This window comes from Stenotrophomonas genospecies 3 (assembly GCF_054473855.1).
The window spans coordinates 82,476-95,923 of sequence record NZ_JBTMUR010000009.1 but is presented as its reverse complement, the minus strand read 5'-3'; the positions used below and the strand labels follow the sequence as shown (position 1 = coordinate 95,923).

The following is a 13,448-nucleotide window of genomic DNA, read 5'->3' as shown; positions in this document are numbered from 1 at the left end:
TCACATCTTCCGCGGCAGCCCGTCGTGGTTGCCAGGAACGTCCTCCAGGGGAAACGAGTACGATGCAAAGACACCACCTCGCGTTGGCCGCAGCGTTGGCCAGCCTGATGCTTGCCGGTTGCAGCCAGTCACCATCACCCGGCGCCGAAAGCGCCAGCGATGCACCCAGCCGCCGTTTCGGCACGATCGACTTCCAGCCCTGCACGTTGTCCACCGAAGGCGCCAGCGCCAACGTGGAAGCGCAGTGCGCCACCCTGCAGGTGCCGGAGGACCGGGCCCAGCCCGATGGCCGACGCATTGGCCTGCGCATCGCCTGGCTGGAATCGGGCAGCAGCGGCTCCAGCCAGCCCGACCCGGTGTTCTTCCTGGCCGGTGGTCCCGGCCAGGCGGCCAGCGAAGTGGCGGTCATCGTCGATACCGCGCTGCGCCAGGTGCGCAAGCAGCGCGACATCTTCCTTGTCGACCAGCGGGGTACCGGTGGCTCCAACCCGCTCAGCTGCCTCGGCGCGGACGGCAAGGACCTGCAGATGGACGAGGACGCCGCTCCCACCGAGGCGTCGCTGCGCGACTACGCGCAGCGCTGCGCGGCCTCGCTGCAGGGGCGTGCCGATGCCCGCTTCTACACGACCACCGAAGCCATCGCCGACCTGGATGCGGTACGCCAGGCCTTGGGCGTGGACCGGATCAACCTGGTCGGCGGCTCCTACGGTACCCGCGTGGCCCAGCGCTATGCCGGTGCCTATCCGCAGCACACCCGCAGCATCGTCATCGATGGCGTAGTGCCCAATGAACTGGTGGTGGGCGGCGACTTCGCCACGACGTTCGAGGATGCGATCGCCCTGCAGTCGGCGCAGTGCCGCAAGGATGCCGCCTGCAGCAAACGCTTCCCGACCGACACCCGCGCGCAGCTGCGCAGCGTGGTCGAGACCCTGCGCCGTGCGCCGGTCTCGGTGGAGTATCGCGACCCCGGCACCAACCAGACCCGGCAGGATGTGCTGAGTCCGGACAGCGTGATCGGCCTGGCGTTCGCCTTCTCCTATGTGCCGCAGTATTCCTCGCTGCTGCCGCTGGTGCTCGATGAAGCCGCGCACGGCCGCTATGCACCGCTGGCGTCGCTGGCACGCGGTGCGAACCGCAGCATGGATTTCCAGATCAACCGAGGCATGCAGTGGTCGGTGATCTGCAGCGAGGATGCGCCGCGCTACAAGGCGCCGGCCGAGGACCCGGAGCGACTGTTCGGCAACGACGTGGCCAGCGCCTTCTTCGCGGCCTGCCCGGTATGGCCGTACCAGCCGGCGCCAGCGGCCAATGCCGTGCCGCTGCGCAGCGACGTACCGGCGCTGCTGCTGTCCGGTGAACTCGACCCGGTGACGCCACCACGCTATGCCGAACAGGTCCTCAAGGGCCTGCCGAATGGCCGCGCGCTGGTCGCCCGCGGCCAGGGCCACGGCACGCTGAGTGCCGGCTGCATGCCGCGCCTGCTCGGCCAGTTCATCGACAAGACCGATGCCAAGGCGCTGGATGCCGGCTGCCTGGACACGCTGAGCTACGTGCCGGCGTTCACCTCGTTCAACGGATGGGAACCATGATCGTCGCCGACAACCTGCACAAGGCTTTCGACACCCGCACCGGCCGCATCCAGGCGGTCTCCAACGTCGGCTTCCGCGCCGAGGACGGCCGCATCACCGGCCTGCTGGGCCCCAATGGTGCCGGCAAGACCACCACCATGCGCATGCTGTACACGCTGATGACCCCGGACCAGGGCAGCATCAGCGTCGATGGTGTCGATGCCGCACGCAATCCTGTGGAAGTACGCCGCCACCTTGGCGTGCTGCCCGATGCGCGTGGCGTCTACAAGCGCCTGACCGCGCGCGAGAACATCGCCTACTTCGGCGAACTGCATGGCCTGTCGGCCGAGCGCATCCGCGAACGCATCGAAGTGCTGTCGCATGCCCTGGACATGGGTGACATCCTCGACCGCCAGACCGATGGCTTCTCGCAGGGCCAGCGCACCAAGACCGCGATCGCCCGCGCGCTGGTGCACGACCCGCGCAACGTCATTCTGGATGAGCCGACCAACGGCCTGGACGTGATGACCACGCGCGCACTGCGCCGCTTCCTGCTGGGCCTGCGCGAAGAGGGCCGCTGCGTGATCCTGTCCAGCCACATCATGCAGGAGGTGGCCGCGCTGTGCGATCACATCGTGATCATCGCCAAGGGCACGGTGATGGCGGCCGGCAGCGCCGATGAACTGCGTGCGCAAGCCGGCGAATCCAACCTGGAAGACGCGTTCGTGAAACTGATCGGCAGCGAAGAGGGCCTGCACGCATGAGCATGATGTCGACCCTGATGACGGTGATGCGCAAGGAACTGCGCGACCTTTCCCGTGATCGCCGCACGCTGCTGCTGACCCTGCTGTTCGGGCCGCTGCTGTACCCGGTGCTGCTGCTGGGCATGGGCAAGCTGGCCGAGAGCCGGGTACGCACCCAGATCGAGCAGCCGCTGCAGATTCCGACCATCGGTGCGGACAACGCCCCCAACCTGGTGCGTTTCCTCGCCGCGCAGGGGCTGAACACCGCACCTGCACCGAAGGACCTGGCCGAGGCCATCCGCAGCCAGGAGATCGACGTGGCGCTGCGCATCAGCGATGACTTCGGCAAGGACTGGGCCGATGGCAAGCCGGCGCTGGTGGAGGTGATCAAGGACAGTACCCGTCGTGCCGCCGAAGTGCCCAGCGCACGTCTGGAGGCGGCACTGGCCACCTACAACGGCCAGGTGGGGGCACTGCGATTGATGGCGCGCGGCATCGACGCACAGGTGGCGCGGCCGCTGGATGTGGCGCGCCAGGACCTGGCCAGTGCCGAGGCCAAGCGCGGCATGATCCTGTCGATGCTGCTGCCGGTGCTGCTCACGCTGACCTCGTTCATCGGCGGCGCCTACCTGGTGATGGACGCCACCGCCGGCGAGCGCGAGCGGCAGTCACTGGAACCGCTGCTGGCCACGCCCGGCTCGCGCAGCGCGATCGTCAGCGGCAAGATCGCGGCTGCCTGCGTGGTCGGGTTCGTATCGCTGCTGCTGACCCTGGTGGCGTTCAAGGTGAGCGCACAGATCGCGCCCGGCAACATCGGCCGCCAGTTCAACATGAACGTCACCTCGATGCTGCAGATGCTGCTGGTGATGTTGCCGATGCTGATGATCGGCACCTCGCTGCTGACCTTCCTGTCGGCGGCGGCCAAGAGCATGAAGGAAGCGCAGAGCCACATGACCTGGCTGATGCTGCTGCCGATGATGCCCGGCTACGCGCTGGTGGCCTATCCGCTGAAGAGCGAGCTGTGGCAGTACGCCGTGCCGTTCCTGTCGCAGAACCAGATGCTGTTGAAGGTGATCCGCCACGAGACCATCACGCCGTCGGTCTGGGCCATCTATCTCGGTGCCAGCCTTGGCCTGGCCGCAGTGCTGTGGTTCGCCGCCGTGCGCCGTTACCACAACGAGCGTCTGGCGATCTCGGGCTGACTGCAAAAAGGGGACGGAGGGGATTAAGTCGTTTTTAACCCTCCGCCCCCTTCTTCTGAGGGCGCCCCCGCTTGCGCAGCACCACGGGGCGGCCCAGTGTCTGTTCCACCATCCGCAGGTAAGCTGCATTTCCCAACGGATGCTGCCCGGCACTGTGCGCGCGTATTGCCGGCAGGTCGGCGGACGCGTTCACGTCCCGCAGGAACTGCGCATAGAGCGTCGTCCGCTGTCGCTTGGTCGAGGCCAGTGCCCGAAAGGCGGGATGTTCTGTCAGCATCGGATCATCGCGGCGCTGCAGGTTTCCATGCACGCTCGACCAAGGGTGATCTTCCGGGGCGCCTGTCATGCCTGCACGAACCGGATTGAGTTCGATGTAGCGATAGACGCTGAGCAGATAGGCGTCGCTGTCCACCATCGAAGAATGGAAGCGGCCCTGCCAGAGTGGTCCGCTGCGCTCATGCCGCTGATTGAACGCCTGGACATAGTTGTTGCCCTGCATCCGCATCGCGTTGGCCAAGCCGGCCTGAGTGGAGGGTGTGGCCAATAGATGGACGTGATTGCCCATCAATACATAGGCATGCAGCGCGACCTGATGCTTCAGGAAGGCGCTGTGCAAAAGGTGCAGAAACAGCTGGCGGTCGATATCGTCAACGAAGATCGCCCCCTTGTTCACACCGCGCTGGGTTACGTGATACGGCTGTTCGGCCAACATCAGGCGTGCTTGTCGAGGCATGGCAGTTCAGGGGTTTCAAGGAATCATCAGCCTGCCGCTTCCGTGACCGCGAAGGGCATCAGGCGATGCCGCGAGTTGATGTGGGGGAGGGCAGAAGCGACTTAATCCCCTCCGTCCTCTTTTCCATACCGCGCAGGCGTCACCCCTATCTCGCGCTTGAACACGGCGATGAAGGCACTGGGTGTGTCGTAGCCCATCGACAGCGCGACGCTGATCACCGGCTCGCCGGACAGCAGGCGTGGCAGTGCCAGCAGCACCCGCAGGCGTTGCCGCCACTGGCTTGGCGACAGGCCGGTCTCGGCCAGCCAATGGCGGGCGAGGCTGCGGCTGGACAGACCGCTGCTGGCGGCCCAGTCCTCGATGCTGCGGTTGTCGTGCGGTGCGCGCGCCAGTGCGGCGGCAAGTTTCTGCAGTCGCCGGTCACGCGGTTGCGGCAGGGCCAGCGGCAATGGCGAGCTGGCGCCAATCTCATCGGCGATCACACCGGCCAGTCGTGCCTGTGTGGCATCCAGAGGAACATGCGGCCACTGCAGCGCCCGAATCACCGCGGCCTGCAGCAGCGGCCCCGGCTGGAAGATGCGAGGGGCTGCAGGCAGGTCGGTGCAGGCCTGCGCGCTGAAGTACAGGCTCCAGCCGTCGAACGCACTGGTACTGGCCAGTGCGTGGGGCAGCGAAGGCGGTATCCAGGCGACATGACCCGCCGGCAGCAGCCAGTGCAGGTCGCCCACCTCGATCCGCAGCAGGCCCTGATGTGCACCCAGCAGCTGCCCGCGGGCGTGCTGGTGGCGTGCCGTGCGGCGCGGACCCGGCAGGCGCAGCTGCGCCCCCAGCAACGCAGGCCCGTCGGCGGCATTGGCCAGTGCCGGGTCAATCAATGCGGTGGTTGTCTGATCTGCCATATCGATTGGCAGTTATACGGCAGAAACGTCGCGTCCGGGCTCCGACACTGGAGCCCACTTCAACGGAGCGCTTCCCCATGCAGCCACAGGACATTCTTCCGGACCATCAGAACGAGGTGCAGGTAAATGGCCTCACCGTGCGCAAGGGCAGCGTCGGTGCCTTCCTGGCCAGCGTCCGTGCCTGGCAGGATCCCACCAGCGATGATGCCACCCGCGCCACTGCCGAAGCCGACCTGCGTGCGTTGCTGCCCGGCCTGCATGCGCTGGGCCTGTTCCAGGTGCTGGCTGCGCGCGATCCGGCGTTGCAGCGCCTGATTGATGGCGCTGCCTGAAACGGACAAGGCCCGGACATGCCGGGCCTTGGCGTCATCAAGGGGCAGAAACGACTTAATCCCCTCCGTCCCCTTTTTTGCGGTCAGCCGCCCGGTGCGAACACCAGGGTGCGGCGGGTGGTGACCGGCGCGTTGACCGGCTCGAAGCGCCAGCGCTTGACCGCGTTCAGGGCTTCGCGGTCGAAGGTCCGTCCCGACGTCGCGCGCAGCACGCGGGCGCTGACCACTGAGCCGTCGGTACCGACGGTGATCTCCACCAGCACTTCGCCCGACGTTCCCGAACGCAGTGCCTCGGCCGGATAGCGCGGCGCCGGCGTGCTGACCGGGCGGAGGGTGGGAGCTGCCGCGGCGGCTGCCTGGCGTGCGGCGCTGGCCTGTTGGGCGGCGGCCTGCTGCTGTTTCTGTTCGGCATCGCGACGGGCCGCGGCCTGGCGCTCCGCCTCCTGGCGCTCGTTGTCGCGGCGTGCGGCATCCTGCTGCGCGGCAATCTGCTTGGCCGCATCGGCTTCCTTGGCGCGCTGCTCGGTCAGGCGCTGCTGTTCGGCCTGCTGCTTGGTCCGGTCTTCGGCGTCCTTCCTGGCCTTCTCGGCTTCGGTCTCGGTGCGCTTGGCCGCATTTTCCACGCCCTTGGCCAGGCCTTCCTTCAGGCGCGGCAGGGCGGGAGCGGAGGCATCCACCTTCTCGATCAGTGCCACCAGGCGCTGCGCCTCGGTGTAGTCCTCGCGGCCCAGGTGCTGCTCGGCGGCGATCAGGGTGTAGGGCAGCAGGTCGGTCAGCGCGCTCTTCACCGACGCGTCGTCCGGTGTCTTGTCGCGCAGGGCGAGGTAGTACTCGATGGCGTTGTCGCCGGCCGGCGCGTACATGCGGTTCTCGCGCAGTGCCTGGCTGGCCGATTCACGCAGCTGTTCGGTGCCCATGGACTGCACCTTGGCGGCGACCACCGGTGCGGCCGGTGCAGCGGTGGCGGGTGCGGCGGCCGGGGCCGGTGCTGCAGATTCTTCCTTTCCCGAGCAGGCGGCCAGCGCCAGTGCCAAAGCAACCGGCAGCCACCGGCGCGCGGCGGTGATCGTTGAGACGTGCGACATCCTGCTCCCCTCTAGAAGACGACGTGACGTAAATCATTGATACGCATGGCCGGGACCTGTGGTCCGGGCGCGGAACGATGACGTTTCCCGACGCCACCGCCGGCAACGGCGAGGGTGCAATCTAGCATCCCGGCCGCCGCCGCGTACAAGGGGCAGGGGCCGGGATGGGGCAGCGGCGAAGGACCGCTGCCGGTTGCCGCATCAGTGGTCGTGCGACTTGCTGTGGCTGTTGGACATCAGCTTGTCGGTCCAGGCAATACCGATCGCCGACAGGATGAACACGCAGTGGATGATGGTCTGCCACAGCACGCCTTCCTGGGTCATGGTCGTGCAGGTATCGACACCAGCGTTGTAGAAGCTGGTCGAAGCCGACGACACTGCTGCTGCCCATTGTTCCGGCTTGCACAGCGGCAGTCCCTTCAGCGCGCTGGTGGCGATGAAGGTCTTCAGCAGGTGGATCGAGGAGATGCCGATGATCGCCATTGCCAGCTTCACCTTCAGCACGCTGGCGTTGACGTGGCTCAGCCATTCCGGCTGGTCCGGGTGGCCTTCCAGGCGCAGGCGCGAGACGAAGGTCTCGTAGCCACCGACGATCACCATCACCAGCAGGTTGGAGATCATCACCACGTCGATCAGGCCCAGCACGATCAGCATGATCTGCTGTTCGCCCATCGAGACCGAGTGGGACAGCAGGTGCCACAGTTCCTTGCCGAACAGGAACACGTAGACGCACTGGGCAAGGATCAGGCCCAGGTACAGCGGCAGCTGCAGCCAGCGCGAGGCGAAGATCAGCGAGGACAACGGGGACAAGGGGCGAGGACTGTGGCTCATGCAGGACAGTGCGTTTCGGGGGAGCCGCGAGGTTACCGGCCCGTCGTGACGGTGCCAACCCAACTCTCGCACTAGACTTCAGGTTCCTTTCCGCACCCCGAGCCGCCGCCATGATCGACCTGTATTACTGGCCCACCCCGAACGGCCACAAAGTGACCCTGCTGCTGGAAGAAGCCGGCCTGGAGTACCGCATCCATCCGGTCAACATCGGCTCGGGCGACCAGTTCAAGCCGGAATTCCTTGCGATCTCGCCCAACAACAAGATGCCTGCGATTGTCGACCACGCCCCGGCCGATGGCGGCGCCCCGCAGAGCGTGTTCGAGTCCGGCGCCATCCTGCTGTACCTGGCCGAGAAGACCGGCCAGTTCCTGCCCAGCGACCCGCGCGGCCGCGTCACCACTCTGGAGTGGCTGTTCTGGCAGATGGCCGGCCTGGGCCCGATGAGCGGCCAGATGGGCCACTTCAACGTGTATGCGCCGGAAAAGATCCCCTACGCGATCGAGCGCTACGACAACGAAGTGCGCCGCCTGCACGGGGTGATGGACAAGCGACTGGCCCAGCACGCCTTCCTGGCTGGCGACGCGTACACCATTGCCGACATGGCCAGCTACCCGTGGATCGGTGCCTACGACAAGCTGCCGGTGGATTTCGCCGCGTTCCCGAACCTCAAGCGCTGGCACGAAGCGATTGCTGCACGCCCGGCCACCCAGCGCGCCTATGCCCTGCGCCAGCAGGTGAACCCCAACGCCGGCAAGCCGCTCAGCGACGAAGAGCGCAAGCACCTGTTCGGCCAGCGTTGACCCGGAACGGTGGGTGCCGACCGTTGGTCGGCACGCCTCATGGGCAGAAGGTCATGCTGCCTTCCCGCACCGGCTTGGTTAGGATGGAGGCTGACCGCCCCGCGTCCATCGCGGTGGCGGACCTGCCGTTTGCCGGGATCCTCCATGCGCCACCTGTTCGCTTCGCTCGCCCTCATGCTCGCCACCAGTACCGCCGCCCACGCTGAAAAGCTGACCCTGGAAGCCATCACCGGCCCGCTGCCGCTGTCCGGCCCGACCCTGATGAAACCGAAGGTCGCCCCCGATGGTTCGCAGGTCAGCTTCCTGCGCGGCAAGGACAGCGACCGCAACCAGCTGGACCTGTGGACCTACGACATCGGCAGCGGCCAGACCCGTCTGCTGGTGGATTCGAAGGAGGTGCTGCCCGGCACCGAGACCCTCAGCGATGAGGAAAAGGCCCGCCGCGAGCGCCAGCGCATCGCTGCGATGACCGGCATCGTCGATTACCAGTGGTCGCCGGACGCGCAGCGCCTGCTGTTCCCGTTGGGCGGCGAGCTGTACCTGTACGACCTCAAGCAGCAGGGCCAGGCCGCAGTGCGCCAGCTGACCCACGGCGAGGGCTTCGCCACCGACGCCAAGCTGTCGCCCAAGGGCGGTTTCGTCAGCTTCATCCGTGGCCGCAACCTGTGGGTGATCGACCTGGTCAGCGGCAGGCAGTTGCAGCTCACCCGCGACGGCAGCACCACCATCGGCAACGGCGTGGCCGAGTTCGTTGCCGACGAGGAAATGGACCGCCACACCGGTTACTGGTGGGCGCCGGATGATTCGGCGATCGCTTTCGCGCGCATCGATGAAGCACCGGTGCCGGTGCAGAAGCGCTACGAGGTCTACGCCGACCGCACCGACGTGATCGAGCAGCGTTACCCGGCCGCCGGCGACGCCAACGTGCGCGTGCAGCTGGGCGTGATCGCACCGGCCGCCGATGCGCAGCCGCGCTGGGTCGACCTCGGCAAGGAACAGGACATCTATCTGGCTCGTGTCGATTGGCGCGATGCGCAGCACCTGAGCTTCCAGCGCCAGTCGCGCGACCAGAAGCAGCTGGACCTGGTGGAAGTGGCGCTCGATTCCAATCGCCAGCGCGTGCTCGCCCACGAGACCAGCCCGACCTGGGTGCCGTTGCACAACAGCCTGCGTTTCCTCGATGACGGCAGCGTGCTTTGGTCGTCCGAGCGCACCGGTTTCCAGCATCTGTACCGCATCGACAGCAAGGGCAAGGCCACCGCGTTGACCCACGGCAACTGGCCGGTAGACGAACTGCTGGCGGTCGATGAGAAGGCTGGCAAGGCCTACTTCCGCGCCGGCATCGAGACCTCGCGCGAAAGCCAGATCTACGCGGTGTCGCTGCAGGGCGGTGAGCCGCAGCGCCTGTCGAAGGCACCGGGCATGCACAGCGCCAGCTTCGCCCGCAACGCCAGCGTCTATGTCGACAGCTGGTCCAACAGCACCACGCCGCCGCAGATCGAACTGTTCCGCGCCAATGGTGAGAAGATCGCCACCCTGCTCGAGAACGATCTGGCGGACCCGAAGCATCCGTATGCGCGTTATCGCGATGCGCAGCGCCCGATCGAGTTCGGCACGCTGACCGCGGCCGACGGCAAGACCCCGCTCAACTACAGCCTGATCAAGCCGGCCGGCTTCGATCCGTCCAAGCGTTACCCGGTGGCGGTGTACGTCTACGGTGGCCCGGCCAGCCAGACCGTCACCGACAGCTGGCCCGGCCGTGGCGACCACCTGTTCAACCAGTACCTGGCCCAGCAGGGCTACGTGGTGTTCTCGCTGGACAACCGCGGCACCCCGCGCCGTGGCCGTGACTTCGGTGGCGCGTTGTACGGCAAGCAGGGCACGGTGGAAGTGACCGACCAGCTGCGCGGCGTGACCTGGCTGAAGCAGCAATCGTGGGTGGACCCGGCGCGCATCGGCGTGCAGGGCTGGTCCAACGGTGGCTACATGACCCTGATGCTGCTGGCCAAGGCCTCGAACCAGTACGCCTGTGGCGTGGCCGGTGCGCCGGTGACCGATTGGGGCCTGTACGACAGCCACTACACCGAACGCTACATGGACCTGCCGGCGCGCAACGAAGCGGGTTACCGCGAAGCGCGCGTGCTGACCCATATCGACGGCCTGCGCTCGCCGCTGCTGCTGATCCACGGCATGGCCGATGACAACGTGCTGTTCACCAACTCGACCAGCTTGATGAGTGCGCTGCAGAAGCGTGCACAGCCGTTCGAACTGATGACCTATCCGGGTGCCAAGCACGGCCTGTCCGGTGCCGATGCGTTGCATCGCTACCGCGTCGCCGAAGCCTTCCTGGGACGTTGCCTGAAACCCTGATCACCCGCCGGGAAGGAGCCCGCCGATGACCCTGCCACCACCGATTCCCGCCCATCGACAGACGTCCGCCGGTTGGTGGTACCGTCATTGGCGCTGGGCGATGCCGTTGACGGTGGTGCTGGTGCTGGGCGGCGCCGGTGGCGTGGTGACCTGGAGCGTGCTGCGCTGGAGCGAGGCGGCACGCGAGAGCCCGCCGATGCGCGAAGCGTTGCGCCGCGCGGGCTGCAGCATCGAACTGGTGGAAGCCTTTGGCGAGCCGCTGCATATCGAATCGATGCCGCTGGGCAGCATGCAGACCGCGATGAACGGCCAGCGCGACGTCGGCCTGACCGTGGCCCTGGAAGGACCGCATGCGCACGGCCGGCTGTTCGTGCAGGGCAGCCGTCGCGATGAAGTCTGGGATTACCCGGTGATGTATGTACTGGCCGAAGACAAGCAGACCTTCGACCTGACTGCACTGGATGACGACGAGGCTGCGGGGGAGTGCGAGCTGCAGGCCTGCCGTGAGCGTGGCGAATGCCCGCTGACCGCCGCACTGTGACCGCAGGTCGCGCGGCCGGGTAAGGGCGGCCATGTAGAGTCGACTGTTAGTCGACTGCTCTCCACAAGACGCCTGAAAACCCCGCGCTGCGCGCGATAGTCGACTCTACCCATCAGCCGCGCCGTGACCTCCAGCCGATTGTCGCCATCGCCGTGAGCGCGTAAGTTGCGGGCAACCCTTTGCTGGAGTGTCCCATGAAGCCGATTGCGCTCGCTGTTGCCCTGGCCCTGACTGCCGCCCCGTTGCTGTCCGCACCACCGGCCCTGGCCGCGCCGGCTGCCAAGGCCGCGACTCCCGCCAGCCCTGCCTGGGTCGCCCGCAGCAATGCACTGGCGCAGATCCTGCTGGATGCGCAGGGGCCGTTCCAGCCGGAAGAAACCGGCTTCTTCGGCGTTCCCGGCTACGACGACAAGGTGGCCGACCTCGGCCCGGACAACGGCAAGCGCTACCGCGCCGCGATGGCCAAGGCCCGCGACGAACTGAAGGCGAAGCTGGCCACCGAGCAGGATCCCAATGTCCGCCAGGACCTGGAGATCATGATCCACGCCGCCAGCCAGAACATCGAAGGCAGCGAGCTCAACGAGAAGTACCTGTTGCCGTGGAGCGATGCGCCGCAGACGGTGTTCAGCGGCCTCAACCTGCTGCTGTCCGACCAGGTGCCGGCCGAGCGCCGGGCCAAGGCGATCGACCGCCTCAAGGCCTATGCCGGCCTGCAGCCCGGCGGCACCGCGTTCACCACGCTGGCGCGCCAGCGCTATGAAGAGCGCTTGAAGGACAGCAGCCTGCTGCAGCCGACGAAGATCGAAGTGCAGCAGTCGCTGGACAACGTCGAGACCTACATCACCGGCATCGAGTCGCTGCTGAAGAAGTACCAGATCGCCGGTGCCGATGAAGCAATGAAGGCGCTGGCCGGGCAGATGAAGGACTACGCCGCCTGGACGCGCACGACCGTGCTGCCGAAGGCACGTGCCGACGCACGCCTGCCGGCGCCGCTGTACGCCTACCAGCTCAAGCAGGTCGGCATCGACATCGACCCGAAGCTGTTGATGCAGCGCGCGCAGCTGGAGTTCATGGAAACCCGATCGGCGATGCAGCAGCTGGCGCCGCTGGTGGCGAAGGACAAGGGCCTGAAGGTGGCCGACCCGAGCGACCCGGTGGCGGTGATCCGCGCGCTGAAGGCCGACAAGATTGCCGACGATCATCTGGAAGGCCACTACCGCAAGGTGATCGACGCGATCGATCCGCTGATCCGCGAGCACGCCATCGTCGACGTGCCCAAGCGCGCGATGCAGATGCGCTTGGGCTCGGCCGCCGAGAGCGCCGCAAGCCCGGCGCCGCACTTCCTGCCGGCGCCGCTGGTCAACAATACCGGGCAGCAGGGCACCTTCGTGCTGCCGCTGGGCAACCCGGCGGCGGGCCCGGGCGCGCAGTACGACGACTTCAATTTCGGTGCGGCGGCGTGGACGCTGAGCGCGCATGAAGGCCGCCCCGGCCACGAGCTGCAGTTCACCGCCATGGTCGAGCGCGGCGTCTCGCTGGCACGCACGATGTTCGCGTTCAATTCGGTGAACGTGGAAGGCTGGGCGTTGTATGCCGAGGCCGAGATGGTGCCGTACGAGCCGCTGGACGGGCAGATGATCGCCCTGCAGTTCCGCCTGCTGCGCGCCGCACGCGCGATGCTGGACCCGATGCTCAACCTTGGCCTGACCGATCGTGCCAACGGCGAGCGCGTGCTGATCGAGCAGGTCGGACTGTCCAAGGCGATGGCCACCCAGGAACTGGATCGCTACATGGTGCGCATGCCGGGCCAGGCCGGCAGCTATTTCTACGGCTACACCCGCATCCTGGAACTGCGCATGCAGACCGAGCTGGCACTGGGCGCGAAGTTCGACCGCCTGGCGTTCAACAACTTCCTGCTCGACCAGGGCCTGCTGCCGCCGGACCAGCTGGCCGATGCGGTGAACAAGGTGTTCGTGCCGAAGTACAAGCGCTGAGCATCACCGGTAGTGCCGGCCACTGGCCGGCGCTGCGGGTTTCGTGCCAACCAAGGTTGGCACCTACCAGAGCGATGCGTCGGTTATTGCAGGGGTAGTGCCGGCCGCTGGCCGGCAATTGCCGTTGGTAGATGCCGACCTTGGTCGGCGCTGTGGGTTTCGTGCCAACCAAGGTTGGCACCTACCAGAGCGATGCGTCGGTTGTTGCAGGGGTAGTGCCGGCCGCTGGCCGGCAATTGCCGTTGGTAGATGCCGACCTTGGTCAGCGCCGCGGGTTTCGTGCCAACCAAGGTTGGCACCTACCAGAGCGATGCGTCGGTTGTTGCAGGGGTAGTGCCGGCCGCTGGCCG

At 66.8% G+C, this 13,448-nt stretch carries 12 protein-coding genes; 8 read left to right on the top strand and 4 right to left on the bottom strand.

The window, feature by feature from the left end:
- The first annotated feature begins 62 nt into the window (after positions 1 to 62).
- Genes ACX9OT_RS13390 through ACX9OT_RS13380 form a run of 3 tightly spaced genes read left to right on the top strand, consistent with a single transcriptional unit; the run spans position 63 to position 3,513 of the window.
- Entirely contained in the window at positions 63 to 1,589 is a 1,527-nt protein-coding gene (locus ACX9OT_RS13390; RefSeq protein ID WP_277778715.1) for an alpha/beta hydrolase, read from the top strand.
- Positions 1,586 to 2,332: an ABC transporter ATP-binding protein gene (locus tag ACX9OT_RS13385; protein WP_012512433.1), complete on the top strand. Its 747-nt coding sequence runs from the start codon at positions 1,586 to 1,588 to the stop codon at positions 2,330 to 2,332. The genes ACX9OT_RS13390 and ACX9OT_RS13385 overlap by 4 nt, the downstream gene beginning before the upstream one ends.
- Positions 2,329 to 3,513, top strand: coding sequence for an ABC transporter permease (locus tag ACX9OT_RS13380; RefSeq protein ID WP_277778713.1), 1,185 nt, complete (start codon positions 2,329 to 2,331; stop codon positions 3,511 to 3,513). Before ACX9OT_RS13385 ends, ACX9OT_RS13380 begins: the two co-directional genes overlap by 4 nt.
- Before the next feature lie 34 nt (positions 3,514 to 3,547).
- On the opposite strand, the gene ACX9OT_RS13375 is transcribed toward ACX9OT_RS13380, so the two are convergent.
- Positions 3,548 to 4,246 carry a transposase gene (locus ACX9OT_RS13375; protein WP_049460585.1) on the bottom strand — a complete coding sequence of 233 codons (699 nt, stop codon included), beginning with the start codon at positions 4,244 to 4,246 and terminating at the stop codon, positions 3,548 to 3,550.
- Between the two features lie 101 nt (positions 4,247 to 4,347).
- Positions 4,348 to 5,145, bottom strand: coding sequence for an AraC family transcriptional regulator (locus ACX9OT_RS13370; protein WP_459002501.1), 798 nt, complete (start codon positions 5,143 to 5,145; stop codon positions 4,348 to 4,350).
- Positions 5,146 to 5,222: 77 nt separating this feature from the next.
- Between ACX9OT_RS13370 and ACX9OT_RS13365 the strand changes: the two genes are divergently transcribed.
- Complete coding sequence (locus ACX9OT_RS13365; protein WP_049462828.1) at positions 5,223 to 5,477, top strand: hypothetical protein; 255 nt, start codon at positions 5,223 to 5,225, stop codon at positions 5,475 to 5,477.
- A gap of 83 nt (positions 5,478 to 5,560) precedes the next feature.
- Here ACX9OT_RS13365 and ACX9OT_RS13360 read toward each other — a convergent pair whose 3' ends face one another.
- Both ACX9OT_RS13360 and ACX9OT_RS13355 read right to left on the bottom strand, forming a co-directional pair.
- Complete coding sequence (locus tag ACX9OT_RS13360; RefSeq protein WP_049400878.1) at positions 5,561 to 6,562, bottom strand: energy transducer TonB; 1,002 nt, start codon at positions 6,560 to 6,562, stop codon at positions 5,561 to 5,563.
- 201 nt (positions 6,563 to 6,763) lie between these two features.
- Entirely contained in the window at positions 6,764 to 7,393 is a 630-nt protein-coding gene (locus ACX9OT_RS13355) for a TIGR00645 family protein (protein WP_032129129.1), read from the bottom strand.
- A gap of 110 nt (positions 7,394 to 7,503) precedes the next feature.
- On the opposite strand from ACX9OT_RS13355, the gene ACX9OT_RS13350 reads away from it, so the two are divergent.
- The 4 genes from ACX9OT_RS13350 to ACX9OT_RS13335 all read left to right on the top strand — a co-directional run bounded on the left by ACX9OT_RS13350 (position 7,504) and on the right by ACX9OT_RS13335 (position 13,098).
- On the top strand, positions 7,504 to 8,193 hold the full coding sequence (locus tag ACX9OT_RS13350) for a glutathione binding-like protein (RefSeq protein ID WP_032129128.1): 690 nt from the start codon (positions 7,504 to 7,506) through the stop codon (positions 8,191 to 8,193).
- A gap of 144 nt (positions 8,194 to 8,337) precedes the next feature.
- Positions 8,338 to 10,563, top strand: a complete 2,226-nt coding sequence (locus ACX9OT_RS13345) for a S9 family peptidase (RefSeq protein ID WP_277778712.1) — start codon at positions 8,338 to 8,340, stop codon at positions 10,561 to 10,563.
- 25 nt (positions 10,564 to 10,588) lie between these two features.
- Positions 10,589 to 11,104: a cytochrome c oxidase assembly factor Coa1 family protein gene (locus ACX9OT_RS13340; RefSeq protein WP_277778711.1), complete on the top strand. Its 516-nt coding sequence runs from the start codon at positions 10,589 to 10,591 to the stop codon at positions 11,102 to 11,104.
- A gap of 194 nt (positions 11,105 to 11,298) precedes the next feature.
- The gene (locus tag ACX9OT_RS13335; RefSeq protein ID WP_277778710.1) at positions 11,299 to 13,098 is read left to right on the top strand and encodes a DUF885 domain-containing protein; all 1,800 of its coding nucleotides are present in this window, start codon (positions 11,299 to 11,301) and stop codon (positions 13,096 to 13,098) included.
- Positions 13,099 to 13,448 lie beyond the last annotated feature (350 nt).